This window comes from Pseudomonas trivialis (assembly GCF_001439805.1).
GTDB lineage: Bacteria > Pseudomonadota > Gammaproteobacteria > Pseudomonadales > Pseudomonadaceae > Aquipseudomonas > Aquipseudomonas trivialis.
The window spans coordinates 43,020-69,860 of record NZ_JYLK01000002.1; the positions used below are offsets into that span (position 1 = coordinate 43,020).

Sequence of the window (26,841 nt, forward strand, 5' to 3'; positions counted from 1 at the left end):
CCCACAAAAGATGGCAGCGATTTCTGTTCCATTGCTTGTAAGGGTTTAGCATGGCTATCAGTGTTTTTGATCTATTCAAGGTGGGCATCGGCCCTTCCAGCTCCCATACCGTCGGCCCGATGCGGGCGGCGGCGACCTTTGCCCAGGCGCTGATCGACCAGCAGGTGCTGGCCGAAACACGCCGCGTCGAAGTGCGCTTATACGGTTCGCTGTCCGCCACCGGTGTGGGTCATGCCACCGACCGCGCCTGTGTCATGGGCCTGATGGGCGAATGGCCGGATCAGATCGATCCCACCTCGATCAACCCACGTATCCAGCAATTGCGCGAGTCCGGCCGACTCTTGCTGGCAAGCCAACAGGCAATCGCCTTCGACTGGCACACCGACCTCCTGCTGCTGGACGAAAGCCTGCCCTACCACCCCAACGCCATGTCCCTGCACGCCTACGGTGACAACGGGCTATTGAGCGAACAAACCTACTACTCGGTCGGCGGCGGCTTCATCATTGACGCGGCTGAAGCGGACTCGGGCATTGCGCCGGCCAGCGATGTTGAATTGCCCTACGACTTTTCCAGCGCCGTCGAACTGCTCACCTTGTGCAACACACACGGCCTGCGGGTTTCCGAATTGATGATGGCCAACGAGCGCGCCTGGCGCAGTGACGAACAGATCCGCAGCGGCCTGCTGCATATCTGGTCGGTGATGCGCGAGTGCGTGGAGCAAGGCCTGCGCGATGAGGGCATTCTGCCCGGCGGCCTGGATGTGCCGCGCCGCGCGGCAAAACTGCATCGCAGCCTGCTGGAGATCGGCAAGCCCAACGTCATCACCTCGACGTTATCGGCCATGGAATGGGTCAACCTGTTCGCCCTCGCCGTCAACGAAGAGAACGCCGCCGGCGGGCGCATGGTCACCGCGCCGACCAATGGCGCGGCGGGTATCATCCCGGCAGTGCTGCATTACTACATGAAGTTCAACCCCGACGCGTCTGACGACGATGTGGTGAATTTCTTCCTGGCCGCCGCCGCCGTCGGCATCCTGTGCAAGAAAAACGCCTCGATCTCCGGTGCCGAAGTCGGCTGCCAGGGCGAAGTGGGCTCGGCCTGCGCTATGGCCGCCGCAGGCTTGGCCGACATCCTCGGCGCCACGCCCGAGCAACTGGAAAACGCCGCCGAAATCGGCCTGGAACACAACCTCGGCCTCACCTGCGACCCGGTCGGCGGCCTGGTGCAAGTGCCGTGCATCGAGCGCAATGCCATCGCGGCGGTCAAGGCCATCAACGCCACGCAAATGGCCTTGCGCGGGGACGGCAAGCACTTCATCTCGCTGGACCGGGTGATCCGCACCATGCGCGACACCGGTGCCGACATGCACGACAAATACAAGGAAACCTCACGCGGCGGCCTGGCGGTCAACTGGGTGGAGTGCTGAATGCGCTGCAAGCGACCGTTTTATCGGCGCTGCCCTGAAACAGGTCACCCGTACCCCCACACCAGCGACCCCCTATGGGAGGGCGCTTGCTCCCGATAGCGGTACATCAACCAAGTATCCATTGGCTGATACACCCCTATCGGGAGCAAGCCCCCTCCCACAGTTGCATCTCCTTGTAACAGCGACCGTTGTACGGCACGCCCTTTGCTGTACAGCTATTGAGGAAAACGGACCTTGTGAACCCTCAGCGACGGAGTGACCGGCGGTCAGGCAATGCGAACCAATCCCGACACCGGTCGTCAATGACTGCATGTTCTTATCAGGCGGTAACGCACCATGGACAATCCTTTTCAGATCATCACCGACACCTTCAGCCCTCAATACCGCGTCAACCTGAGCATCCAGCGGCTGGACGGCAGCATCATGCTCACCCTCTCCAATGAGGATGGCGTGGTAGCCAAACGCATGATCAGCGCCGAACAGCGCAACGACCCGAAACGACTCAAACGCCTGGTGCAGAGCATCCAGTTCGGCATCGCCATCGAGCAGGGCCACAGCGCCATGGATATTCTGGCAGTGATGACCGACGGCGACAGCCCCAAACTGCTGCAGCCACCGCCCCCTCATAACCAGCCCTTCAGCGCCGGGCTCTAGAGCTCGCCCTTCTCGGTCTCCAGGCTCGCCTCGCCTTTGCGACGCGGGCCTTCAATCTTCATGGACGGAAAGGCCGACGAGGCGTAGCGCACCACCAGAATCGCGAACGCCAGCAACAGAATGCCGCCACACAGGTAGATGATGCCCAGGTCCGGCGGGTTGTGGTGGGACACGTTGGAGATCAGCAGGCGCGTCAGCGCGGTGATCGCCACGTAGATCAGGAAGCGCACCGGCATGTGGTTGGTCTTGAAATAAATCCCGACCATCGCGCCCAGTTCCAGATAGATGAACAACAGCAGGATGTCATCGATCTTGATGTGCCCGTTCTCCAGCATCCCCAGAAACTCCATCACCGCTGCCCAAGCGGTCACCGCACCAATGGCGAACAGCGCCAGATAGTGGAAGGTTTCGACAAACAGATTGCCCAGCGACTCGGCCAGCCCGTGTACCTGCCGGCGCAGCCTTTCGGCACAGTTGATTTTCACGATGGTGCTTCCTTAGGTCGATTCGACCGGATAATGCGGGATGGACGTGACGGTTGTTCTGCATGCAGAAAAAAGGCCAGTGCTGATGAGAGGGTGGCAGCGTGATATGAGGCACAGATTGATCACTCGATGCTATTTCCTGACTACTATAAAAAACCTGCTATCCAAACCGTTGCGTTTGGCTTATGCTTTTCGCTGTATATAAATACAGTAGTCGCAAAAGACATCTATCGTGAAGGCATGTGAGGTGGTGAATGGCCGTCGAAGTGGTATACCGCAGCAGCCGAGATCTGGAGCGTTTGTTCATGGATAAAGCCGAAGCTGACCGTCATGACAAAATGCTTGAACTCGCTGAGTTGCTGGCAGAAGTGTTGCAAAAAGCCGTGCCGTCCCTGAGCGAGCAGCAGGTGGAGGAAGCCGGTATCTACATGGCGAAGAATCGCGATGTGTTTGCCAAGGCGTTCAAGAGCCAGCCGGACGCGTTGTCCGAGTTGCTCAACGCAGCGGCGGAATAAGCCCGAATTGAACAGGCCCTGAATCCTTGATTCAGGGCCTTTTTAATGCCCGGTCAGCGGTAGAGCAGGCGCTCGGCCAGTTCATCGGCCACGCGTGCGGGTGAGCGTTTTTCGGCCTGGGCATGGGCGAAAATTTCGGTCAGGCGCGTGCCGATGTTGGAAAGGTGCGCGGTGATGGTCGGCAATTGCGCGCCGCTGTGCTTGAGGGCAACGTAGATCAGCCCCCCGGAGTTGATCACGTAGTCCGGTGCGTAGAGGATGCCGCGCCCTTCCAACTGGTCGGCGATCTGCAGGTTGGTCAGTTGCGCGCTGGCCGAACCGGCCACGGCGGCGCAGCGCAGTTGGGCGACGCTCTGGCGATTGAGCACGGCACCGACGCCGCAGGGCGCGAGGATATCGCAGGGCGTGCTGAGCAAGGCATCGTTGGCGATGGGGTGCGCGCCGAGCTGTTCCATGGCCAGTTGCACCTTGCCGTGGTCGATGTCGCTGACCAGCAGTTCGGCACCGGCGGCGTGCAGTTGTTCGGCCAGCGCGTAGCCCACATTGCCCAGGCCCTGGATCGCCACGCGCAAGCCCTCAAGGTTGTCGCTGCCCAGGCGCGCCATGGCGGTGGTGCGAATGCCGGCGAACACGCCCATGGCCGCATGGGGCGAAGGATCCCCGGCAGCGCTGGTGCTGGTGACGAAACGGGTGTGCTGGGCGATGCAGTCCATATCGGCCACCGAGGTCCCGCTGTCGGTGGCGGTGATGTAGCGACCGCCCAACTGCTCGATGCAGCGGCCAAAGGCTTCAAACAGTGCCGCGCGGTCTTCCACATGGGCAGGCCGCAGGATCACTGCCGTTGCGCCGCCCACCGGCAGCCCGGCCAGGGCTGCCTTGTAGCTCATGCCCTGGGCCAGGCGCGCAGCATCCGCCACGGCGCTTTCGTCATCGGGATAGGCAAGGTAGCGACAACCGCCCAGGGCAGGACCGAGGCGGCTGTTGTGAATAGCGATGATCGCCTTCAGCCCGGTCACCGGGTCGATGCTCAGGTGCAGCGATTCAAGGCGGGTGTCATGCATGAGAGCAAACATCGTCAAGCTCCCGGATCACGTCTGGTCGTGCGCCAAGTATAGGCTCACGGTAAAAATCCGCTGAAGCGTGCTGGAATAAGCAGGCAGATTTCGTAGGCGTTCCGACATAAGCAAGTAGGATATTTCTCAAGGCACTGGACGTACATGCGCAGCAAGGCTAAAACGGGGCATCTGCCGGAGAATGCAATGACTCCCCGCCAAGCCTTTTTCGACTGCCTGCACCGCTCGCCGCCTGCGCTGTTTGAAGCTGCGCTGTGGATTGCCGCCGAGCACGACCCGGCCGTGCAACCGGCGGCGATCCTGCGTGACGTTGCCTTGCTGCAACAGCAGGTCAGTCAGGCCATGCCCATAGTGCCGATGGATGAACTCGGCCAGCCGCTGCTGCGACGCATGAATGACCTGGGCTTTGCTCAGGACGACTTCACCCCGCTGCGCCCCGCCGCAGCCCTGCTGGACAAGGTGCTGCAACGCAAGCGCGGGCAACCTCTGGCCATGGGCCTGATCGCACTGGAGCTGGCGCGGCGCCTGGAAATCCCCATGCAGGGTGTGAACTTCCCTGGTCACTTCCTGCTGCGCGTGCCCGGTGCCGATCATCTGCTCGACCCCTGCGGCGGTCGACGCCTCTACCCCAACGACTGCCGCGAACTGCTGCAACGTCAATACGGCCCCAACCTCACGCTGAAATCCGAGCACCTGCACACCGCCGAGCCGCGTGCGATCCTGCAACGGCTGTCACGTAACCTGCGGCAGTTGCACCTGTCCAACGATGAGTACCTGGCCGCGCTGGTCGACGCCGAGCGCGTGCTGGAACTGGGCAACGCCAGCGCCGCCGACTACCTGGCGCGGGCCAGTCTGTACCAGCGTTTGGACTGCCCCAGCGCCGAGCGGTTCGACCTGGAACATGCGCTGCTGCTCAGCGAAGACCCGATCCAGCGCCTGCGCCTGGCCGAACGACTGGGTCACCTGCCACCCAAATCGGTCGTGCACTGAACACGTGCATTCCTAATGGCGATAGGGCCTGTTGTGGCGAGCGGGCTTGTCGTGGCGAGCGGGCTTGCCCCGCGTTGGGGTGCGAAGCGCCCCCAATCAATAAACACGCGGTGTACCTGATACTGCTCAGCGCCTGGTTTTGGGGCGGCTTCGCCCCCCAACGCGGGGCAAGCCCGCTCGCCACAAAAAGCCCGCCCGCCACAATGAGTCCGCTCGTCACAGAGCCTTCCGCATTTGAAACTAAGGCGCGTCAGCCTGACTGCCGGGATGCGCCTGGATAAACGCCGGATGCTGCGCCGCCAACGCCACGACCCGCTGAATCCGCGGAGACGCCGCCAGCGACACCTTGAAGCGCTGCGCGGCATACACCTGCGGAATCAAAAACACATCCGCCAACCCCGGCTGCTCGCCCAGGCAATACCCCTCATCGCCAATCAACTGCTCCACTGCCGCCAACCCTTGGCTGATCCAGTGACCGATCCATTCCAGCAACTGCGCCTCATCGTGCCCCCATTGCCGCAGCAGGTTCTGGGTGCTGGAGTTGTGCAACGGGTGAATATCACAGCCAATAATCGACGCCACGGCACGTTCGCGGGCACGGGTCGCCAGATCCCTGGACAGCAGCGGCACCTGTGGATAACGCTCCTCCAGGTACTCAATGATCGCCGGTGACTGAATCAACAGTTCGCCGTCATCCGTGCGCAACGCCGGAACGCGCCCTTGCGGGTTGATCGCAAGGTACTCGGGCTGATGATTCGCGCCGCCCGGCGGCACCAGAAGATTGACCGGCACCGCATTGAACGTCAGGCCTTTGAGCGCCAACGCAATACGCACCCGGTACGACGAGGTGGAACGGTAATAGGTATAGAGTTGCATCGCCCTGCCCTCTCAGCGCGCCGCGATAACAGTACCCCGGCATTCTCCGAATCCGATGGACGCAAACCCGTCACGGCGGCAGCGTGCGCGCAGGATGATTTCATCGCCGTCCTCAAGGAATTTGCGCACCTCACCGTTCGGCAATTCGACCACCCGTTTGCCGCCTTCGGTCATCTCCAGCAGGCTGCCGAACTGTCCCGCTTCGGGCCCGGACAGGGTGCCTGAGCCAAACAGGTCACCGGCCTGCAACTGGCAACCATTGACGCTGTGATGCGCCACCAACTGCGCGACGGTCCAATACATGTGCAGGCTGTTGCTCAGGGCCAGACGGTGCGCCGGCAGATTCTGCTCGCGCATGGCCTGCGTGAGCAGCAGCACTTCGAGTTCGATATCCAGGGCGCCGGCGGCCTGATCGCGGGTGTCCAGCAGGTAGGACAGCGGTTGCGGGTCGCCTTCGGGTCGTGCCGGCTGCGCCTTGCGAAACGGCTCAAGCGCTTCCACCGTCACCACCCAGGGTGAAATGGTGGTGATGAAGCTCTTCGACAAGAACGGCCCCAGCGGCTGGTATTCCCAGGCCTGGATATCGCGCGCCGACCAGTCGTTGAGCAAACAGAAACCGGCGATATGCTCGGCCGCATCGCCGATGGCAATCGCGTCGCCCATGGCATTGCCCTGGCCGATCCAGATGCCCAGCTCCAGTTCGTAATCGAGCCGCGCGCAGGGGCCGAAAACCGGTTCGGTGTGGCCGGCCGGCAAGGTCTGGCCCTTGGGACGACGCACCTCGGTGCCCGACGGGCGAATGGTCGACGCACGGCCGTGATAGCCGATAGGCACGTACTTGTAATTGGGCAGCAGCGGGCTGTCGGGGCGGAACAGTTTGCCGACGTTCTGCGCGTGCTCGATGCCGACATAGAAGTCGGTGTAGTCGTTGATCCTGGCCGGCACGTGCATCTGGCAGTCGGCGGCGCGATGCAGCACCTGGGCCTCACGCGCCTGCAGTGAGCTGCCTTCGGCCAGCAGCTCCAGCAGGCGTTCACGCAGCGCCACGCGCGGGCCACGGCCGAGTTCGAAGAAGGCATTCAACTGGCCGCCAGCGGTGGCCTCGACGGCGCGGCGCGCCTGGCCCTCGAACGCATCCAGGGCGGCGTGCAGGTCGAGAATGCAGTCACCAATCGCCACGCCACTGCGAGGGGCAGAACCGTTGACGCTGAACACGCCCAGGGGCAGGTTCTGCAACGGGAAATCAGGGTGACCGTTGGCGGAGGCGACCCAGCTGCGGGTGAAGGTTGGCTGCGTCATGGTTATCTCCGATTCGGGTTGAAGGTGGCGGGCAGCGAGGCCCAGCACGCGTCATAGGAAGGTTGCAAGTGTGCGCACTCAAGGGCGAACCGGGTGGGCCGCAGCACCTGGCTGGTCTCGAACATGAACGCCATGGTGTTATCGATCTTGTGCGGCGCCAGGTCAGCGTTGATCGCTTTGGTGCAAGTCTCGCCGTCCGGGCCGTGGGCGCTCATGCAACTGTGCAGCGACGCGCCGCCGGGCAGGAAGCCTTCGGCCTTGGCGTCGTACGCGCCCTGGATCAGGCCCATGTATTCGTTCATCAGGTTGCGGTGGAACCACGGCGGGCGGAACGTGTTTTCGGCCACCATCCAGCGCGGCGGGAAGATCACGAAGTCGAGGTTGGCCAGGCCGTGGGTGCTGGTGGGCGAGGTCAGGACGGTAAAGATCGACGGGTCGGGATGATCGAAACTCACGGTGCCCAGGGTGTTGAAGCGGCGCAGGTCATATTTGTACGGCACGTTGTTACCGTGCCAGGCCACCACGTTCAGCGGCGAATGGTCGAGCTCGCAGGCCCAGAGTTCACCGAGGAACTTCTGCACCAGCGTTGTAGGTTTTTTCAAGTCTTCGTAGTGCGCCACCGGGCTGAGAAAGTCGCGCGGGTTGGCCAGGCCATTGCTGCCGATCGGGCCGAGGTCCGGCAGGCGCAACGGCGCGCCGTGGTTTTCGGCAACGTAGCCGCGTGCCTGTGCATCAAGCAGTTCGATGCGAAATTTGAGGCCGCGCGGCAGCACGACAATTTCCAGCGGTTCCACGTCCAGCACGCCGAGTTCGGTGGCGATGCGCAGGCCGCCCTGCTCGGGAACGATCAGCAGTTCGCCATCGGCGTTGAAGAACACACGCTCCATCGAACGGTTGGCACGGTAGGTATGAATGCTGATGCCTGATGGTTTTTCCGACGCCGCGTTGGCAACCATCCCCACAAGCCCATCGATAAAATCCGTCGGTTCATCCGGAATATCCAGGGGGTTCCAACGCAACCGGTTAGGCGTCACCGCGCCCAGTGGCCCGCCGGCCAACTGCCGGTCCAGCTTGACGAACGCCGGGTGATTGGCCGACGGCTGAATGCGGTACAGCCAGGTGCGCCGGGCTTCACTGCGCGCCACGGTAAAGGCGGTGCCGGAGAACAGTTCGGTATACAGCCCGTAGGGCGCTTTTTGCGGGGAGTTCTGGCCGACGGGCAAGGCGCCGGGCAAGGCTTCGCTGGCGAATTGATTGCCGAAGCCCGACAGATAGTCCAGATGCATGGATCGTCCTCTGCAAGGAAGTTGTTTTTATCGTAATCCAGTTACGCACAACGTAATTTGATCACTGTCGAGCGTCAAGCTATAAAGACGCCCACTCATCTCTCGGATTCTCGCCCTTCCATGGAAAAGCCCCGCGACACCGGCAAACAGAAAGTCCGCTCGGCCGAAGTGGGCACCGATATCCTCAAGGCCCTCGCCGAGCTGTCACCGGCCACTTCGCTGTCGCGCCTGGCCGAGCATGTGCACATGCCGGCCAGCAAGGTGCACCGCTATCTCCAGGCGTTGATCGCCTCGGGGTTTGCCGAACAGAACGCCGCCACCAACCATTACGGCCTGGGCCGCGAAGCCCTGCGCGTGGGCCTCGCCGCACTGGGCAGCATGGACGTGCTCAAGGTGGGCGCCCAGCCCCTGGCCGAACTGCGCGATGACTTGAACGAAACCTGCTTCCTGGCGGTGTGGGGCAACCAGGGCGCGACCGTGGTGCAGATCGAACCGGCGGTGCGCGCGGTCACGGTGGTGACGCAGTTGGGCTCGGTGCTGCCGCTGCTCGGCTCGTCCACCGGACTGGTGTTCAGCGCCTACCTGCCCGCGCGCGAAACCGTGGACTTGCGTGAGCGCGAAATCCAGGCCGGCATCGCCCACGTACTGGCGGACGATCAGGCTTACGCCAGCACCTGCGCGCAGATCCGCAGCCGCGGCCTGCATTTTGTACATGGTTTGCTGATGCCCGGTGTGGATGCGCTGTCGGCGCCGGTGTTCAACGCGGTCGGGCAGGTGGCGGCGGTGATGACCGTGGTCGGCCCCACTTCGGTGTTCCACGCCGATGAAGACGGCCCGGCGGCGCAGCGCCTGCTGGCGGCGACCCGGGCCGTGAGTTGGCGGATGGGCTACCAGCCGTGAATCAGTCGTGCCACTGGCTCAGCGCGACGGCCAGGCGATCTTCCAGGGCGCGAATCGGCGCCGCATCGCTGACGTGGTTGTTGCTGATCATCGAGAACACCAGGCGCCGCCCGCCGGCGTCGGTGATGTAGCCGCTCAGTGACGACACCCCGGCCATCGAGCCGGTCTTGGCGTGCAGGTTGTTCGCGGCGGCGGTGCCCCGCAGGCGATAACGCAGGCTGCCGCCGGTGAGGCGGTCGGCATTGCCGGCAATCGGCAAGGCGTTGTACCAGGCGTCGAACCAGGGCTGTTTTGCGGTCGCCAGCAGCACGTCCGTGAGGTTCTGCGAAGACAGCAGATTACGCCGCGACAACCCCGAACCATCGACCTGACTCAACGTTGCCGGGTCCAGGCCCTGGCGTTTCATGAACGCCGCCACTGCTGCCACACCGGCCTGCGCGGTGCCCGCATTGGCGGTCTTGCGCCCCATGGCCTTGAGCAGCGCTTCGGACATATTGTTGTTCGAGAGCTTGAGCAGCGGCGTGATCAGTTGCTGCAACGGTGCCGAGTGGTGCTCGGCCAACAGCAACGCGGTGGTCGGACTGGCGCCACCGATCACCCGCCGGCCGAGCACTTGAATGCCCTGCTGCGCCAGCGCCTGTTCAAACAGATTGGCCACCAGTTGCGTCGGCTCCCATACACTGACCCACTGCCGGCTCTGCTTGCCCGGCGCCAGGGCGCCGCTCAGTTGCAGCAGATTGGTGCCGTGCTGGCGGGTGATGCCGTAGGTGTTGCCCGGCCCGCTGACGGCGCGATTGCTCAGTTGCACGTAATCGGTGGCGGGGCTGATCTCCACGCTCACCGGCTGCCCGACCACTGCAGGGGCCCTGGCGGTAACCAGCAAGGTGCCTGCATCAAAATCAGTATTGGGCGACACGGTCAGCGCCGAAATCTGCGCGCCGTAGTAGGTGGACTCATCATCCTGGGCCCAGTCGACGCCCAGGCGCTCGGCGTCGAACCAGGTGTCGTCGACCACCAGGTCACCCTGCACCTGGCGCACACCCAGGCTCGCCAATTGCGCGGCCAAGGCCTGGTAATCAGCGAACTGCATAGTGGGATCGCCCAGGCCACGCAGGTACAGGTTGCCCGTCAGGCGATCACCCTGCTGCGCGCCGTTGCTCAACAATTGCGTGGCAAAGCGGTATTGCGGCCCCAACACATCCATCGCCGCCGCCGTGGTGAGCAGCTTGAGATTGGACGCGGGAATCAGCCGTGTACGCGGGTTATGCTGGTACAGCGTGCTGCCGCTGCGGGCGTCGCGCACCATCAGCGACACGGTGGCGCCATTGAGCGCAGGATCCGCCAGCAGGTGGTCCAGCGAGGCCATGGACGTCTGCGAGACGCTCGCGCAGCCGCCCAGTAAAAGGCTCAGGCCCGCCAGCAGCGTGAGGGGATGTAACCATCGTCCAAAATGCATCGCCAGGGTGTATCCGCAAAAAAGTTGCGGCAACGCTACCAGTTCGCCTCCCTTGTGGCGAGCGGGCTTGCCACAACAGCTACCCCATCAGCCCTTTTCGCAGTAAACCCGCCCCGTGCTAGAACTCCAGCGTACTGGACACCGACACCTGCCGCGCATCGCCCATCGACACAAACAGACGGCTCGCCGCCGAGGTGGAGTAAGTGCGATCGAACAGGTTCTTCACGTTGAACTGGAACTTGACCTTCTGCCCTTCGATCCGCGTGTCGTAGGTGGCAAACGCGTCGGCCACGGTGTAGCCCGGCAGGTTGAAGCTGTTATTCGCGTCGCCTTCGCGCTGGCCCACATAGCGTGCGCCGGCGCCCACGCGCAGGTCATCACCGCCCACCAGGCTGCCGAAGTCGTACACCGCCGACAGTGAGCCGGTGTGCTTGGCCACGTTCTGCAGGCGCTTGCCTTCCAGGGCCGGGTCCTTGGTCACTTCGGCGTCGGTGTAGGCATAGCTGCCGATCAGGCTCCAGTTGTCGCTGAGCTGGCCGGTGGCATCCAGCTCCAGGCCGCGCGAGCGCACTTGGCCGGCGACGCTGTAGACCGTGTCCAGCCCGGTGCCCACCGACACCAGCACATTGCGCTTGTTGATATCGAACAACGCGGCGCTGGCGGTGATACGCCCCGGTATATCCAGCTTGGCGCCCAGCTCCCAGGCTTTGGACTCTTCCGGCGTGAGGCTGCCGCTCAGGGTGCTGCCATCGGCCAGCGCCGCGATGGTGGAGTTGGGTTTGAACGACTCGGTGTAGCTGCCGTAGAACGACAGTTCATCGGTGTAGCGGTACACCAGGCCGGCACGCGGCACCCACTTCTGGCCGTTGCCGTCGGTATTGGCCTTGAACGGCACGCCTTTGCCGGCGTACTGGTCGTACATCTGGTAGCGCGCGCCGCCCACCAGAATCCATTGGTCGGTCAGATGGATGGCGTCCTGGAAGAACAGCGAGTCGCTGCGCAGCAGGTCGGTCTGGGCGCTGTCCGGGGCACTGACGGTCGAGCCCGCCACTTCGTTGCCGTACACCGGGTTCAGGTAGCTGAAAACACCGCGCGACTTCTGCCGAATCAAATCGGCGCGATAGACCTTGCGGTACTCGTCATCCAGGCCGAACACCAGGTCATGTTGCAGCCCGCCGGCCTGCACCTTGCCTTCCAGGCTGGCCGTGGTGAAACGGTCGGTGGTGATCGCGCCCTGGGTGCCGTCCATGCTGCGGGTCAGGGTGCCGTTGGCGTTCACCGCGCTGACACGCACCTGGCTGGCGTCGTAGGTCTCGCGGTTCCAGCTGTAGCCGAAGTGGGCCTTCCAGTCGTCGTTAAGATCGTGGTCGACTTCCAGACGGTACAGGTCGGAGCGCCCTTCCATGTTGTTGAACGGCTCATCCAGGCGTCGGGTTGCGGGGATGTTCAACGGGTGGTTGGTCTTGGGGTCGATGGCGGTGCCACGGTCGAACGGCGAGAGAAATTCGCGATGCTCGTAGGCAAACACCACCTTGGTGGTGTCGCCATACCAGGCCAGGGACGGTGCCACCAGTGTCTCGCGATGGGTGCCGAAATTGCGCCAGTAGTCTTCGTCTTCATGGTCGACGATCAAGCGGTAGGCCAGGCCCGAGTCACCGATAGGCCCGGTGGTGTCGAGGCTGGCGCCGCTGCCGTTCTTGCCGTCACCGAAGGTCGAGCCGCGCGCGGTCAGGGAGGTGGACTGCACCAGTGCGGGCTTCTTGCTGACGATATTGACCACACCGCCCGGGTCCTGGATGCCGTACAGCAATGACGATGGGCCCTTGAGCACTTCGACGCGATCGGCGGTGGCGTTCAGCGCACGCCCCTGCACCACGGGCATGCCGTCCTGCATGATCGAGCCGTTTCGGTTATCGCCAAAACCGCGCAGCATGACCGCATCCTGAGTGCTGCCGAGGGTGTTGGCCTGGGTGATGCCGCTGATATTGGCCAGGGCGTCGTCGAGGTTACGCGGGGTCTGGTCGCGCAACACCTGGGCGGGCACCACGTTGACGGTCTGCGGGGTTTCCAGCAGCAAGCCCTGGGAGCGCATCACCGAACTGGTGGGCGGCGGCTGGTAGCTGGTGCTGTCCTGGGCCAGGCCGGCGCCACTGATGGTGGTGGCGCCGAGGTTGACCGCGCCACGGGTGGGCACAGGTTCCAGGGCCAGGGTACGCGCATCGATCTGGCGGAAGGTAAACCCTGAGTTGCCCAGCAGGCGTTGCAGCGCCTCGGTGGCGCTCATCTGCCCACTGACCGCAGGCGCGTTGAGGCCATAGGGCGCTTCGTCGGTGTAGATCACACTGAGCCCGGTAACCCGGCTGAAATCGCTCAGCGCCTGGGGCAGCGGTTTGGCTGCCAGGGCAAAGGTGAACCGCGCGTTCTGCTGCTCTTGCGCCTGCGCCACCGCCAGGGGCAGCAACGCCAGCCCCGAGACCGCCAATACCGAGGCTCCCAGCCACTGTTTAACCCAACTGCCCGCCGTCGACTTCATGCTCAAAGGAACCCGTATAGAAAAGCTGGTAATGCGAATAGCTCGCAGTTTCAAGCACTACACGGATGGGCCGCAGGTTTACCTCACATTGGTTTGCAAATATTTTTCAGTTATTGCGCCTGAAGGCGAAAACCCCAGCGCGGGAAGTGCACGTGCACGGTGCCGGCGCGTTCGTCCGTGCGGCGCAGGATCAGCTCTTCGCGCCCGGCAAACAGCAACTCGCCGGCTACCGGGTCCACGCCATAGTCAATCGCGCTGACGGTAACGGCCTGCCCGGCGTGGAAGCCATTCAAGTCCTCGAACACCTCGTCCGGCAAGGCGGCCGGCGTGGCATTGCGCGAAATTTCCAGCGCCTGTTCGGCAGTCATCTGCGTAGCGGTGCCGTGACCAAATTCCAGCACCCGCGCCAGCCACGCGGTCACCGCCGGATAGGCATCCACCAGCGGCGCGGTCACCGGCGTGGCCTTGAGAAACCACAGACAATGGGCCAGGGCAAAGTCGGCAATCGAAGGTTGGCCAAACAGGAAGCCCCCGGCGCCCGCGCGCAATTGCTGCTCCAGGCGCGCCATGATCGCTGGCCATTGATGCTTGGCCAGCTCGGCCGGCAACCTGCTCGCCGTGCCGCCGCTGAACAGTGCGGCGCGGTCGGCGAGAAACGCCTTGACCGCCTCCGGCGGCAATTTGCCGAAGCGCACCGCTACCGATTCGGGCTGGAACACCAGGCTCACGGCCTGGGCGAATACCACACTGTCGGCCCAGGTGGCGAAGGTTTGGGTGATCATTTCCTGGCCGGGCGGGAACAAGGCAGGACTGGCTTTTTCCTGCTCCAGACGACGCGCGATCAGCGCGGTATCGCAGTAGATATCGGCGCCCACCTGCAACACCGGAGTCTTGCGGTAACCCCCCGTCAGGGCGGTCAGGTCCGGCTTGGGCATCACCGGCGAAATATGCACCGAATGCCACGGCAGGCCTTTGAAGCCCAGCAGTAGTCGAGCTTTTTCTGCAAACGGGGACGTTGGATAGTGATGCAGGATGAGCTCAGACATGGGCAGGTCCACTTGGCAAATGAACCCGCAGCTTAACGCGCCACACGCTCAAGTGGCGTGATGAGAAGCTATCAGTCAGATCAATGCGCCACTGCCCGCCAGACATTCCTTGGCGCTCTTCTTCAACTTCTTGATCAAGCGTTCCTGGCGCAACGCCTCGCCCTTGCTCGCACATTGCTCGGTGTACACCAGCGCCACGGCCGGGCTGGACAGGAAGAACCGCGCGCCCTTGCCGCTCTGATGCATGGCAAAGCGGCGCTGCGGGTCGTTGCTGATGCCGCAATAGAGGGCGCCATTGGCGGCACGCACCAGATAGACAAACCAGGGCTTGGCTTCAGCGGGAGGGGTCATGGATCGAGTCGGCACAATGAGAAAGCGCCAAGCTTATCCACGACCGGCCTGAAATGCCTGCAAGCCTTTGCGCGCCTGGGCGCGTACGGCGTTTTTCAGCGCGGGCGACCAGCCCAGCAGCCAGCCTTTCAGGCCCAGGGCCTGGCGCGACCAACGCCACAGGTCGAAGTGGTCGTGGTGTTCGCAAATTTTGCCGTCGCGAAACACGAACCGCGCGCCAATGTCGTTGACCACCGTGTTGCCGGTCGCGCTGAACAGGTACGTGGCGACCCAATGGGCGCTGCCGGTGCTGTCATCGCTGCGTACATGATCGAAGGTCAGGGAGAAATCCTTGGCCCGCGTGGTGAGCATGCGCCACATATCACCGGCGTCGCGACCCCGTAATTCGCCGAACGCCGGATCGCTGAAGACCACGTCGTCGGTATAGCAGGCGGCCATGGCTTCGGCGTCCAGACGCTGGAATGCCTCGTAGAAACGGGTGATCAATGCGGTGTGTGCATCACTCATGTGCGGCTCCGTGAATCGTTTTTTGTAGGAACGCACAATAGTCCGCACGGCAGCGGAAAGCCACGGCATTCACTAAGGCACCATCCCTGCATCCCGCGCATAGGCAAACAAGTCCACATCGGTGGAAATGCACAAGCGGTGCATGGCGGTACTTTTCTGTTTGCTGATCGTGGAAATACTGCGATTGACCCGCGCGGCAATCTGGCTGACCGTCATGCCGCTGGCCAGCATCCTCACCACTTCCTGCTCCTTGCCCGACAGTTGCGGTGCCTGCGTCGGCTGGCCCAGGCCTGCAAGGTCGAGCTGCGCACGCAAGGACTCACTGATAAAGGTGCGCCCCTGCACCACGGTCTGCAGGGCCTGGGGCAACTCGCGCGCCGAAGCACTCTTGGCCACCACCGCTCGTGCGCCATGGGCCAGCGCGGTGCGCAGGGTGGCGACGTTGGCAAACATGGTCACCACGATCACCGGCACCTTGGGGAACTGGCGGTGCAACAAGCCCAGCAAACCGTAGCCATCAGCCTGTTGGTCACCCGGCATGGCGAAGTCCGTCACGATCACATCACAGGGGGTCCTGGCCACCAGCGCCAGCAGCTCATCAGGGCCATTGGCCTCGCCCACGACTTTGCATTTACCACTCGCCTCTATCACGACTTTTTGCCCGACTCGAACGATAGGGTGATCGTCAGCAATAATTATGCGGAGCATCGGTTTTTTCCCATGATGGCAATTAGTTAGTAGCAAAATATCCCGACTGGCTGTAGGCAACAACCGTCAATAACTGCGTGAAATTTGCCTCCCCCCAATGTTTTAAGTGCCGTCAGTTGTTACCCACAGAAATAAAAGAAATTACATACAGAACGGTACTACATTGCAGTGGACGATATTCCTACAAGAACTAAGGATCAGAGGCTTCTCAAGTACTGTAGGTAATGTTCCACATCACGAAAAAAATCCCGCAGCGCCCCTACATTGTCCGAAACCCCCAACTGATTGACCTGTTCCATCAACTGCACGGCCCGTGGTTCAAGGCCCGTGTTTCCCAGAAACGCGACGCTGCCCATCAGACGGTGCAGACGTTGACTGACCAACGTCGCATCCAGGCACGTCAGGGCCTGCTCCAGGATGTCGAGGTCATGACGGGCTTCCTGGATCAGGCTATGTAACAGCGGCTGGGTCATTTCCCAGGAACCGAACATGGCAACCACGCTTGCGCGCGTGGGCCGCCTGGCATGCGCAGACAATGAAAAAGATTCGCCTGCGCCCGTGCGTGCCTGAGGCGCTGCCAACCAATAGCGCAACACTTCACGGAGTTGGGCCAGGCCGATCGGCTTCATCAGCCAGCCATCCATACCGCAGGCCAGGCAACGCTGGATGTCCCCAGGGCCAAGGCTGGCGGTAAGGGCCAATACGCAACAGGCAGGGCTGCGCGCCGCACGTTCGCGACGGCGCAGCTCGCGAGTCATCGCGTACCCGTCCATCACCGGCATGCAACAGTCGGTGATAACCACGTCAAAATGCAGCGCTTGCATCACCATCAACGCCTGTCGACCGTCGCTGCAACAGAGGTGTAATACGCCGAGTTTCTTCAACAGCGAACCGAGCAACAGTCGATACGTGGCGTGATCGTCCACCACCAACACGCGAACGCCGCTTTCAGGCCACACCAGCGCGCCGTCGGGCTCTGCCTGGCATGAACTCCTATCTGGCAACGTGCCCGGCATAAAGCCCTCTTCACGAGAGCGAACTGCTCAGCCGGCATGACGGGGGTCACACGTGAACCTTTCGCCCAAAGACGACGCCCTGAACCTCAACCATGAGATTCAAATAAATGCGCTTCGAGCTTTGAACATATCCGGACGAATGCACATCAGCCATACAACAAGTACGAAAACTCCAGTAGGCGCTTCCCATCTGATAAAGCGATCCGACATTGCCGATCGTGGCTGTACGACATTCGCTCAGTCTCGTATTAGTTGCATTTCCCCGCTCTCCCCCTGGCGATAAATTCCGCAGCCCCCCCTCAAGAGCCAGGCCGCCGATCACTGACGGCGGTCGCCACTGCCTATGCCCCACTTAACGAAAACAGACACGGGAGTTGCCTCATGTCCCCAACAACACGCACTCACTTTTATTGCCACCGTGTCATTCGTATTAGTTGTATTTCCGCCGTCCCACCCCGGCGCTAAATTCCCTGCCGCGCGCCGAGCCGTGCTTTAACGACGGCCTTGAGCAACTGCACCCGGGTGGTTTGTTTTACCCGTGAAATTTTCTTAAACCCCAAGGACGTGTACCTATGGACAGAATCACTCTCGCCTTCCTGCTTGCGGCCTGTGCGCCAGGCGTCTTCGCCGCCAGCCATACCGACCTGAGCGTCTCCGGGGCGATTGTGCCCAGTTCCTGCACGCCCAGCCTTAGCGATGAAGGCTTGATTGACCACGGCAAGATGACCTCCAAGGACTTGCAGGCAACCAAACCCACGCTGCTGGCTCCGGCTGAGTTGCGCCTGGAAGTGCACTGCGAGGGCAAGACTTTTTTTACCCTGTCCACCATCGATAACCGCGCCGGCACTTCGGCCATCAACTGGCGAGACCACGGCCTGGGCCTGAGTCCGAATGACGAGAAGCTCGGCAGCGTGACGTTCACCCTGTTCGACCCGGTGGCGGATGAAAACGCGGTCAACGTGATTGTCTCGAGCAATGGCGCAAGCAGCTGGTCGACATCCAATTACCTGGGCCACGAAGGGCTGACTTCGTTCGCCGCCCTCGGCACCAAAACCCCGATCGCCGTCAAGGACCTGAGCGCGCGGTTGCGGGCGTTCTCGATCATCGTGCCGGCCAACGAATTGACGCTGCTTGATGAAGTGCCGGTCGATGGCCAGGCCACGCTGCAGCTCAAGTACCTGTAAATCCGTTCACTTCCCTTCCCCTGTAGGAGCACCACCATGAAGTCCCTCCATACCCTGTTCGCCGCCTTGCTGCTGACCACTGCCGGCACTGCCGTCGCGGCCTCCAGCGTTGACCTGACCGTGCGCGGCATCATCACCCCCAGCGCCTGTGAGCCTGCGTTGTCCAACGGTGGCGCCGTGGATATCGGCAAGCTGTCAGCGAAGGACCTGAAAGTCGACAAGCCGACTTTTCTGCCCTACCAGACGCTGCAACTGACCGTGACCTGTGACGCGGCGACCCTCATGGCCCTTGAGCCCAAAGACAACCGCGATGGTTCGGAATATGCCAATGATGCGTCCGTGTTTGGATTCGGCATGATCAACGACAGTGAAAAACTCGGCGGCATGGAGCTGACGCTCCTGAATGCGACGGCTGATGGCGTCGCTTCCCGAGTGATCTCATCGCGCAACAACGGCACCAGTTGGACAGCGATACCGTCGTTTGAGAAGGGCTCCATTCTTTCGGTCGCCGCGAGTGACGTGAACACACCCACGCCGGTGCGCCTGATGACCGCCAACGTGCGCATCCTCCCAATCATTGCACCCGCCGCCGGCCTGACCCTGAACAACGAAGTGGCCATCGACGGCTCCGTCACCCTGACCGTCAAGTACCTCTAACGCCCGGTCCGCCATGCCTGCACGGCGTGGCGCGATTGCCACGGATGTCTCCTTAAATCACGGTTTCAAACCTGACCATGAACATGCTCTCGCGCCGTCTGCTGACGCTGTGCCTCTGCCTGCCCGCCACACCTGCGCTGTGTGCGTCGTCCACCGAGATGACATTCACCGGCATCATCACGCCCAGCGCCTGCACACCCTCCCTGTCTTCCGAAGGCATCGTCGATCACGGACGGGTGCCCGCGCGCTCCCTCAACCAATACGAATTCACGCAGTTGCCTACCCGCAACCTTGACCTGGAAGTGAGCTGCAATGATCCGGTGCTGTTTGTGCTGGTCGGCGTGGACAACCGCGCCGCGTCGTCGGTTGGGCCAGGGTTTTATTACGGCCTGGGCAACAACATTCACGCGCCGAGTGAGCGTCTGGGCTCCGTCTCGCTGGCGATCCGCGAAGCGTACGGCGACGGCCTGCGCGTGTTGGTCCTGGCGTCGAGCAACCAGGGCGAGACCTGGTTTCCGGAAGACAATGCGTACCCAAACAATTTCATGGGCTTCGCCACGCCCGGCACGCTGATCCCTGAACCCCATCGCCGGATCGACGCCATCTTGCAGATCGACACGTCGATCAATGCCGCCGCCTTCCTGACCCTCGACCAGGAAGTGCCGCTGGACGGCTCCATCGTGCTCGACCTGAGGTACCTCTAACCATGTTTCCCGTTCTGCGTTTTGCCCTGCTCTCACGGTTATTCAACCTTGTTCGCTACACGGGCCTTTATCTCGCCGCCGTGGCCCTGACCCTGTGGGGCCCGACGTGGGTGCTGGCTGACGGCATGGTGCCGGACACCTCGGTGGTGATCGTCAATGAAGCCGATGGCGAAGCTTCGGTGTCGGTCACCAATACCGACTCAAAGCTGGCGCTGCTGCATGTGACCCTCGAAGACATTCCGGAAGACACCGCAACGCTGCTGTTTGTCACACCCCCACTGACGCGGGTTGAACCGTCCAAAAGCCAGCTGATCCGGTTCATCCTGCAATCACCGACGCCACTGACCACGCAACGCTTGAAACGCGCGATCTTCGAAGGCATGCCCCAGGGCCGTGCCGCCGCCGAGGCCGGCCATGCCCGCGTGGGCGTGACGGTGCGCCAGAACCTGCCGGTGATCCTGCACCCCAAGGGCCTGGCGCCCAACCGCACGCCCTGGACCGGGCTGACCTGGAGCCTGCACGACAGCCGGCTGAGCGTGCACAACCCGACGCCCTACGTGGTGCGCCTGGCTCAGGAATTGAGGCTGCTGCCGGGCAACGGCTCTGCGCTGTTGCCGCGTACCTACGTGTTGCCGGGTGAGACCCTGACGGTCGCCGCCAGCCAGGCCCAGGCCAGCACCGTGCAACTGCAGCCGGCGACCGTCTACGGGTTTGCCGTGGGGCCTTACGAAGCACCCATCACGCTTTGATCAAAGCGCCGCAGGACGAGTTGCGGCGCCCTGACAATGAAGTGGCCTCCCATTGAAGGCCACCAGGAGCCTGCCCGCGTCAGGGATTGGCGCGGCGCAGCTCTCTTATTCGAGTACACCTTGTGAGCACAGTTAAGACTGACCGCGACGGCGAAGCCTTGCCCGGCGTTTCACCGCGCCACTTGCGCCGACTGCTGGCAGGCCTGGCGCTGAGCCTGGGCACCGCGCTGCCCACCGGCACCCCTCTGGCCGACGACAACACCGGTTCGTTCGACCCGCAAACCCTGTCCCAGCGCGGCATCGACCCGCAACTTGCCAACCTGCTGCTACAGGCGCCCCGGTTCGCGTCGGGGCGTCATGCTCTCAACCTCAGCGTCAACGGCCAGCGGCGCGGACGTGTGGATGTGGTATTCGACGACCGCGGCACGCTGTGCTTTAACCAGGCGCTGCTGGACGCGGGCAATTTGCGCGTGCCGCACGCCAATGCCGAGTGCCACGGTTTTCTCGACGCTTACCCGCAAACCGTCATCGAGCAGGACCCGGCCAGCCTCAGCCTGTCGCTGGTGGTGCCCACCGATGCGCTGCGCCCGGCGGTGCAGGACGTGTCCGGCTACCAGACCGGCGGGTTTGCCGGGCTGCTCAACTACGACCTCACCGGTCTGTACAACGAGTACGGCGACGACAACAGCCGCTTCGGCTCGGCCAACACCGAGGTGGGCTTCAATGCCGGTGACTGGATCGTGCGCAGCCGCCAGGTGCGCACCTGGCAGGACAAGGTCTCGCGCACCACGCATCTGGACGCCTACGCCCAGCGCACCTTTGCCGAACAACAGGCGGTGTTCCAGGCCGGGCAGCTCAACCTGTACAACCCGGTGCTGGCCGGTGCGCAAATCACCGGCGCCCAAGTGTTGACCGAGACCGCGCTGCAGGACCAGAACCAGGGCGCGACCATCACCGGCATCGCCAACAGTCCGGCCCAGGTGGAGGTACGCCAGAGCGGCACGCTGATTCATTCCACCGTGGTGCCCGCCGGGCCGTTTTCGCTGACTGACGTGCGGCGTCTGAACGGACGCTCCGATGTGGAAGTCACGATCAGGGAAACCACCGGTGAAGAGCGGCGCTTCACAGTGCCGGCTGCCATGCTGGGCCTGGGGTTACCGGCACCTGGCTATTCGGTGGCCGCCGGCCGCGTGCGCAAGGTCGGTCGAGGTGAAGGCGCAGAACCGTGGGTAGTCAGCGGCGGCTGGAGCGGCGCGTTGCATCCGCAGGTCAGCATTGGCGCCGGCGTACTGATAGCCGAAGACTACCGTGCCAGTGGCCTGAACCTGGGGTGGTTGCCGTGGCAGGATGGCCAGTTCCAAATCTCGACCCGGCTCGCACAAGCCAGCCGCCTGGGCAACGAACGCGGTGTGCAAAGCGATTTTTCGTGGTCCCAGCGCGTATCCGAACGCTGGTCGATCACCACGGCCGGCTCCTGGCGCAGCCTGGACTACCGCGACCTGGAAGACTCCACCTACACCACCACGACCCGCGAGCAGCAACGTTCGCGTTACCGCGACCAGCAAAGCGCCACGGCGTCCTGGTCGCATCCGTTGCTGGGCGCCTTCAGTGCGGGAGTCTCGCGTTCTTCCACTTTCACCGGTGACAGCAGCAGCCGCGCCCTGGCGTCGTGGGGCACCCGTTTTGGCCGCGTGTCAGTGTCGGCCAGCGCCGAATGGCAAGTCGGCGGGCGCCAGCAGAGCGATGACAGTGTGTATGTGAACATCAGCGTGCCGCTGGGCGAAAACCGCAGGGGTCGCGTGTGGGCGCGCAATGCCGGCGGCGAACAGCGCATCGGCGCCGGCCTCAGCGAACAGCTCAACGATCAGTTGAGCTACCGCGTGGGCGTCGAGCGCGACAGTCGCGACCGCGAGGTGGAATCCTCCATCGGCGTCTCGGCCCTGCCCTATTACAGCCAGCTGGACGTCAACTACACCCGCAATAATGCCGAGCGCTCCAGCTATCAAGGCGGCGCGCGCGGGGGCGTGGTGCTGCACGGCGGCGGCCTGACCTTCTCGCCCTACCCGGTGCGCGAAACCTTTGCGCTGATGTCGGTGGGCGACATGGCCGGCATCCAGGTCAACACCCCCAGCGGCCCGGTGTGGACCGACTGGCAAGGCCAGGCCGTGGTGCCGCAACTGAGCCCGTATGGGCGAAGTCCGGTGGAAGTGCAAACCCGTTCGCTGCCGCGCAATGCCGACATCAGCAATGGTCTGGCGGTGCTGTCGGCCGGGCGCGGTGCGGTGGATAAAGTCGAGTTCGGCGTGGCACTGACGCGCCGAGCGCTGCTCAACGTCAGCACCACCGATGGCCGAGCGCTCCCACGGGGCGCGGCCGTGAGCACCGAAGACGGCGAGTTCGTGACCCTGGTGCAAGAGGGCAGCCAGGTGTTCCTGCCGGACGTACTCGACCGCAGCCCGCTGTGGATCAGTGCGCCGGGCCAGGCCCGCTGCCGCCTGGACTTCGAGCTGCCCGAACGCGGCAACCCCGACGTGTATTACGAAACCGCATCGGCGCGGTGCCAACCATGAGGACCTTCACCATGGGTTTGAAACCCGCATTGCTCGCCCTCGGCCTGCTGCCGGGCGCCAACGCCTGGGGCGCGGATGAGTGCCAGTTGAGCCTGAGCGAAACGTTCGTGGATTTCGGCCAGATGAACCGCGCGGTCGCGCTGACGCCAGGGGCCGAACGTTTATTGGGCGAACGCCGCTTGAGCCTGACCCTCAATTGCCCCAACCCCGGCAACATGCGCTTGTTCTATCGCGCACCGGGCGCAGGGCTGGAGCGCTTCGCGTTCACCGCGCGCGGCAGTTACGGGCTACAGGTGAGCGATGCGCTGCTCGACGGTCAGGCTGTGGATCTGGGCTTGCTCGCCGGCAGCGGGCAGTCGCCGGTCAGCACCGCGACACGCCTGCGCTGGCGGCCGGAACACGGCATCGTGCCGATGCACGCCGGGGTCGCGGTGAGCGGGCGCAGTTTTTCCGTGCAGATTCAGGTCAGCGCCTGGGCCAGCGAGGATGCGTCGCGCATCAACGATGCGGTGACGTGGGACGAAAGCGGCGTGTTCGATGCCATCGATGGCGGCCGCGCGCGGGAGCTGCGCCTGCAAGCGCGCTTTGCCCCGGCCGCCTGCACGCCAAGCTTGTCCGGCGGCGGCACGGTGGACTTCGGCAAACTGTCGGTAATGGACCTGAACATGGACAAGGACACCGTCCTTCCCGCGCGGTCCTTGATCGTCAGCGTGGCCTGCGATGCGCCCAGCGCATTCACCCTGCGCCTGGGCGATAACCGCCTGGGCTCGGCGACGGGAGCAGCGGACGACACCTCCTTCGGCCTGGGCCTGGACGCCCGGCAAAACAGGATTGGCCGCTATCACCTGGTGTTCGATCCCACGCGCACCACCGCCGACAACTGGCCGCAGCTGTATCGCACCGATTCGGCCACCGGCACGTCGGCCTGGAGCAGTGCCAGCGCCCTGCCGCTGGCGATAGCCGCCAGTCGTTATCTGGGCTTCAGCACCAGCGCCGGCAGCACCAGCGGCCCCGTGCCAATCAAGCAACTCAGCGCCACCACGAGCCTTGAGGCGGTGATCGCACCGTTGGGTTCACTGGACCTGGGCAGCGAGGTGCGGCTGGACGGCGCGGCCACCCTCGAAATTCATTATCCCTAGGAGCACCGCCATGAAACCCCTGCTATTTGCTGTATTGCCTTTGCTTGCAGGCACCGCGCACGCCGCGTCCACGGTTGATTTGAGCGTCAAAGGCCTGATCACGCCGATGGCCTGCACCCCGCTGCTGTCGAGCGGCGCGCTGGTGGACTTCGGCAAGATCTCGCGTGCCGACCTCAACGTGGAGGTCGGCACGCGTTTACCCCTCAAGTACCTGACACTGACGGTCAACTGCAATGCACCCGGCCGCTTCGCCCTGCGCATGCGCGACAACCGCGACGGCACGGCCCACGTCAACAGCGAAATTTTCTACGGCCTGGGACTGGACACCAGCGGCAACAAGATCGGTGTGTACTCGGTGAGTTTCGACCCGAAACAAACCGTCGTCGACGACCTGGCGGTGGTGTACGGCACCGAGTCCACCACCGGCGGCGTGGCCTGGCGCACCGCCAACCTCAACCCCATCGATATTGGCTCGCGCAGCCTGTTGGGGTTCACCGACGTGATGGGCAGCGTTGCCGGCCCCTCGGCCATCCGAAGCCTGACCAGCACGCTGACGCTTGAAGCCACGCTCAACGCGCGCCAAAACCTTGACCTGAGTGTGGACACGCCAATGGACGGCTCAGCCACCCTGGAAGTTGTGTACCTGTAAAGAAACACCTGAACCAACACTTTCCCTGAAAAAAAGGAATACCCCATGAAGCTCCTGAACACCTTCTTTGTCGCCTTTATGATGGCGGGCGCGGGCAACGCGGTTGCAGCGTCCAGCGTTGACCTGGCCGTCAAGGGACTCATTACGCCCAGCGCTTGCACGCCCGCGCTGTCCAATAACGGAGTGATTGAGCACGGCAAAATTTCCGCCAGAGATCTCAAGCCCACATCGCCGAATTACATCGGCATAAACACCTTGAATTTGGAGGTGAACTGCGACGCAGCGATCCTGTTCGCCCTGCGGACTATCGACAATCGCGCCGGAAGCAGCAACGTCAGCAGGTCATACGGTCTGGGGTTGATCAATGACAATCAGAAACTGGGAAATTTCTGGATGACCCTTGAGAACCCTGTCGCAGACGGTGTCGCGGTAAAGTCTCTCACTTCCGTGGACGGCATCAATTGGTCAGCCGCCGGCGCCTGGTTCTGGGATGTGGGCCTCTGGGCTGCGTTCGCTGCAAAGGATGCCCCAACCCAACCGACCGCAATCCGGTTTCTCACAGCAAATCTTAGAGTGCGCACCTACATCGCCCCCGCCAACGACCTTGACCTGAGCAACGAAGTGCCGATCGACGGCTCGGCCACGCTGGAAGTCAAATACCTGTAGCCCTCAGCGCCGCGCGCGGCCGGCCCCCACGTACAGCGCGCGGCCAGCGCCAAGGCCGGCGATGATGGCGGCCACGCCGATCACGCCAAACGACCAGCCGACCGCGCTCCAGCCGCCGCTCCAGTCGTGGATCAACCCCACGGCCAGCGGCCCCATCGACGCCAGGGTGTAGCCGAAACCCTGGGCCATGCCGGAGAGGCTGGCCGCCACGTGTGCGTCCCGTGAGCGCAACACAATCAGGGTCAGCGCCAGGCTGAACGTGCCACCTTGCCCCAGGCCGAGCAACACCGCCCAGCCCCAGAGGCCGTCCATCGGCGCGTACAGGCAGCCGAACAGGCCGCCGAGCGTCATTAGCATCACCACCACGATCGCCAGGCGCTGATCCTTGCCCCGCGTGGCCAGCCACGGCGCGCTGAGCGCACTGAGCAGCTGCACGACGATCGAGCCGGAGAGCACCAGCCCCGCGTCAGTGGCGCTCAGGCCGCGGTCGATCAGAATCGATGGCATCCAGCCAAACACGATATATGACAGCGACGATTGCAGGCCCATGTACAGGGTCACTTGCCAGGCCAGCGGATCGCGCAACAGACCTTTGACCCGCGAAGCCACCTGGTGAGCGGTGTGTTTGTGCCGGGCCTGGGGCAACCAGAACACTGCCGCGATCAGCGCCGGCAGCATCCAGAAACCCAGGCCGAGCGCCCAGTCGTCTGCAAAGTAATGGCTCAACGGCACCGTCGCCCCCGCCGCCAACGCCGCGCCGAGGCACAGCGCCATGGTGTACACGCCGGTCATCGCGCCAGCCTGCCTGGCGAAGTCGCGCTTGACGATGCCCGGCAACAACACGCCGATGATGCCAATGCTCGCCCCGGCGAGCAGGCTGCCACTAAACAGGCCCACCTCACCGAACGCACTGCGCAACGTGATACCGCCGGCCAGCATCAGCAAAACGCCCAGCACCACGCGCTCGGCGCCAAAGCGCCGTGCCAGGATCGGCGCCAGCGGCGCGAACAGGCCCAGGCACAGTACCGGCAAAGTGGTCAGCAACCCGGCCCTGGCCGCCGACAACCCAAGGCTGTCCGACACCTGGCTGAGCAACGGCGCGAGGCTTGACAGCGCCGGACGCAAATTCAGCGCCACCAGAATCAGCCCCAGCAGCAAGAGCCACGGGCGAGTCACGGGCGCGGGCGGCTGTTGCACTGCGTCGTCGCAGGCTTCGGCGTTAATCAACAGTGCTTCCAGGTCGGGTGTGCGTTGGGCTTGAGGGTTCATGGATCAACTGTAGGAAAAGAAAAAGCAAGGCAGGACAGGTGCGTGGCGCGAACGACCGAGCAACTGGCGGATAGCCCTACAGCCTATTCGGACTTTCCTGCAAGAGCAAAAAAACCCCGGTACCAGACCGGG

Annotated in this window: 26 protein-coding genes; 13 read left to right on the plus strand and 13 right to left on the minus strand. The window is 63.2% G+C overall.

The annotated features are described in order from the left end of the window. Nucleotides 1-50: 50 nt before the first annotated feature. Both TU79_RS03585 and TU79_RS03590 read left to right on the plus strand, forming a co-directional pair. A complete protein-coding gene (locus TU79_RS03585; RefSeq protein ID WP_057006758.1) occupies nt 51-1,427 on the plus strand; it encodes an L-serine ammonia-lyase in 1,377 nt (458 codons plus the stop codon). A gap of 336 nt (nt 1,428-1,763) precedes the next feature. Beyond that, nucleotides 1,764-2,081, plus strand: coding sequence for a DUF3509 domain-containing protein (locus tag TU79_RS03590; RefSeq protein WP_057006759.1), 318 nt, complete (start codon nt 1,764-1,766; stop codon nt 2,079-2,081). Here TU79_RS03590 and TU79_RS03595 read toward each other — a convergent pair. Then, nucleotides 2,078-2,566, minus strand: a complete 489-nt coding sequence (locus TU79_RS03595; RefSeq protein ID WP_057006760.1) for a phosphate-starvation-inducible protein PsiE — start codon at nt 2,564-2,566, stop codon at nt 2,078-2,080. The genes TU79_RS03590 and TU79_RS03595 overlap by 4 nt on opposite strands. 254 nt (nt 2,567-2,820) lie before the next feature. On the opposite strand from TU79_RS03595, the gene TU79_RS03600 reads away from it, so the two are divergent. Further along, nucleotides 2,821-3,081, plus strand: a complete 261-nt coding sequence (locus TU79_RS03600; RefSeq protein ID WP_003171979.1) for a YebG family protein — start codon at nt 2,821-2,823, stop codon at nt 3,079-3,081. Between the two features lie 53 nt (nt 3,082-3,134). On the opposite strand, the gene TU79_RS03605 is transcribed toward TU79_RS03600, so the two are convergent. Continuing rightward, complete coding sequence (locus TU79_RS03605) at nt 3,135-4,154, minus strand: Leu/Phe/Val dehydrogenase (RefSeq protein WP_057006761.1); 1,020 nt, start codon at nt 4,152-4,154, stop codon at nt 3,135-3,137. A 186-nt stretch (nt 4,155-4,340) separates the two neighbouring features. On the opposite strand from TU79_RS03605, the gene TU79_RS03610 reads away from it, so the two are divergent. Then, complete coding sequence (locus tag TU79_RS03610) at nt 4,341-5,144, plus strand: SirB1 family protein (protein WP_057006762.1); 804 nt, start codon at nt 4,341-4,343, stop codon at nt 5,142-5,144. A 240-nt stretch (nt 5,145-5,384) separates the two neighbouring features. On the opposite strand, the gene maiA is transcribed toward TU79_RS03610, so the two are convergent. The 3 genes from maiA to hmgA are packed head-to-tail and all read right to left on the minus strand — an operon-like array spanning nt 5,385 to nt 8,605. Then, entirely contained in the window at nt 5,385-6,020 is a 636-nt protein-coding gene (gene maiA / locus TU79_RS03615; protein WP_057006763.1) for a maleylacetoacetate isomerase, read from the minus strand. A 12-nt stretch (nt 6,021-6,032) separates the two neighbouring features. Next, nucleotides 6,033-7,319 (minus strand): fumarylacetoacetase, encoded by a 1,287-nt coding sequence (fahA, locus tag TU79_RS03620; protein WP_057006764.1) that lies wholly within the window; start codon nt 7,317-7,319, stop codon nt 6,033-6,035. 2 nt (nt 7,320-7,321) lie between these two features. After that, the gene (gene hmgA, locus TU79_RS03625; protein ID WP_057006765.1) at nt 7,322-8,605 is read right to left on the minus strand and encodes a homogentisate 1,2-dioxygenase; all 1,284 of its coding nucleotides are present in this window, start codon (nt 8,603-8,605) and stop codon (nt 7,322-7,324) included. A 120-nt stretch (nt 8,606-8,725) separates the two neighbouring features. Here hmgA and TU79_RS03630 point away from each other — a divergent pair, with 120 nt between their 5' ends. After that, complete coding sequence (locus tag TU79_RS03630) at nt 8,726-9,505, plus strand: IclR family transcriptional regulator (protein WP_057006766.1); 780 nt, start codon at nt 8,726-8,728, stop codon at nt 9,503-9,505. Nucleotide 9,506: 1 nt separating this feature from the next. Here the strand turns inward: TU79_RS03630 and dacB are convergent, their stop codons facing one another. The 7 genes from dacB to TU79_RS03665 all read right to left on the minus strand — a co-directional run bounded on the left by dacB (nt 9,507) and on the right by TU79_RS03665 (nt 17,122). Further along, the gene (gene dacB / locus TU79_RS03635) at nt 9,507-10,961 is read right to left on the minus strand and encodes a D-alanyl-D-alanine carboxypeptidase/D-alanyl-D-alanine endopeptidase (protein ID WP_057006767.1); all 1,455 of its coding nucleotides are present in this window, start codon (nt 10,959-10,961) and stop codon (nt 9,507-9,509) included. 118 nt (nt 10,962-11,079) lie between these two features. Then, the gene (locus tag TU79_RS03640) at nt 11,080-13,494 is read right to left on the minus strand and encodes a TonB-dependent siderophore receptor (RefSeq protein ID WP_057006768.1); all 2,415 of its coding nucleotides are present in this window, start codon (nt 13,492-13,494) and stop codon (nt 11,080-11,082) included. A 110-nt stretch (nt 13,495-13,604) separates the two neighbouring features. Next, entirely contained in the window at nt 13,605-14,540 is a 936-nt protein-coding gene (locus TU79_RS03645) for a glutathione S-transferase family protein (RefSeq protein WP_057006769.1), read from the minus strand. A 75-nt stretch (nt 14,541-14,615) separates the two neighbouring features. After that, nucleotides 14,616-14,891, minus strand: a complete 276-nt coding sequence (locus tag TU79_RS03650) for a GIY-YIG nuclease family protein (RefSeq protein WP_057006770.1) — start codon at nt 14,889-14,891, stop codon at nt 14,616-14,618. A gap of 33 nt (nt 14,892-14,924) precedes the next feature. After that, nucleotides 14,925-15,398: a nuclear transport factor 2 family protein gene (locus tag TU79_RS03655; RefSeq protein ID WP_057006771.1), complete on the minus strand. Its 474-nt coding sequence runs from the start codon at nt 15,396-15,398 to the stop codon at nt 14,925-14,927. Between the two features lie 72 nt (nt 15,399-15,470). After that, complete coding sequence (locus TU79_RS03660; RefSeq protein WP_057006772.1) at nt 15,471-16,106, minus strand: response regulator; 636 nt, start codon at nt 16,104-16,106, stop codon at nt 15,471-15,473. 197 nt (nt 16,107-16,303) lie between these two features. After that, nucleotides 16,304-17,122, minus strand: coding sequence for a response regulator (locus TU79_RS03665; RefSeq protein WP_057006773.1), 819 nt, complete (start codon nt 17,120-17,122; stop codon nt 16,304-16,306). Between the two features lie 572 nt (nt 17,123-17,694). On the opposite strand from TU79_RS03665, the gene TU79_RS03670 reads away from it, so the two are divergent. The 8 genes from TU79_RS03670 to TU79_RS03705 all read left to right on the plus strand — a co-directional run bounded on the left by TU79_RS03670 (nt 17,695) and on the right by TU79_RS03705 (nt 25,440). After that, nucleotides 17,695-18,306 carry a DUF1120 domain-containing protein gene (locus TU79_RS03670; RefSeq protein ID WP_057006774.1) on the plus strand — a complete coding sequence of 204 codons (612 nt, stop codon included), beginning with the start codon at nt 17,695-17,697 and terminating at the stop codon, nt 18,304-18,306. 36 nt (nt 18,307-18,342) lie between these two features. After that, nucleotides 18,343-18,963, plus strand: coding sequence for a DUF1120 domain-containing protein (locus TU79_RS03675; RefSeq protein ID WP_057006775.1), 621 nt, complete (start codon nt 18,343-18,345; stop codon nt 18,961-18,963). Nucleotides 18,964-19,040: 77 nt separating this feature from the next. Then, nucleotides 19,041-19,667 carry a DUF1120 domain-containing protein gene (locus TU79_RS03680; protein WP_057006776.1) on the plus strand — a complete coding sequence of 209 codons (627 nt, stop codon included), beginning with the start codon at nt 19,041-19,043 and terminating at the stop codon, nt 19,665-19,667. A gap of 2 nt (nt 19,668-19,669) precedes the next feature. After that, the gene (locus tag TU79_RS03685) at nt 19,670-20,416 is read left to right on the plus strand and encodes a fimbria/pilus chaperone family protein (RefSeq protein WP_082638342.1); all 747 of its coding nucleotides are present in this window, start codon (nt 19,670-19,672) and stop codon (nt 20,414-20,416) included. 122 nt (nt 20,417-20,538) lie between these two features. After that, entirely contained in the window at nt 20,539-22,986 is a 2,448-nt protein-coding gene (locus TU79_RS03690; protein ID WP_057006777.1) for a fimbria/pilus outer membrane usher protein, read from the plus strand. 11 nt (nt 22,987-22,997) lie between these two features. Beyond that, a complete protein-coding gene (locus TU79_RS03695; protein WP_057006778.1) occupies nt 22,998-24,125 on the plus strand; it encodes a DUF1120 domain-containing protein in 1,128 nt (375 codons plus the stop codon). Nucleotides 24,126-24,135: 10 nt separating this feature from the next. Then, on the plus strand, nt 24,136-24,774 hold the full coding sequence (locus tag TU79_RS03700) for a DUF1120 domain-containing protein (RefSeq protein ID WP_057006779.1): 639 nt from the start codon (nt 24,136-24,138) through the stop codon (nt 24,772-24,774). A gap of 45 nt (nt 24,775-24,819) precedes the next feature. Continuing rightward, nucleotides 24,820-25,440: a DUF1120 domain-containing protein gene (locus tag TU79_RS03705; RefSeq protein WP_057006780.1), complete on the plus strand. Its 621-nt coding sequence runs from the start codon at nt 24,820-24,822 to the stop codon at nt 25,438-25,440. Nucleotides 25,441-25,443: 3 nt separating this feature from the next. Here TU79_RS03705 and TU79_RS03710 read toward each other — a convergent pair whose 3' ends face one another. Then, nucleotides 25,444-26,709, minus strand: coding sequence for a CynX/NimT family MFS transporter (locus TU79_RS03710; protein WP_057006781.1), 1,266 nt, complete (start codon nt 26,707-26,709; stop codon nt 25,444-25,446). Nucleotides 26,710-26,841 lie beyond the last annotated feature (132 nt).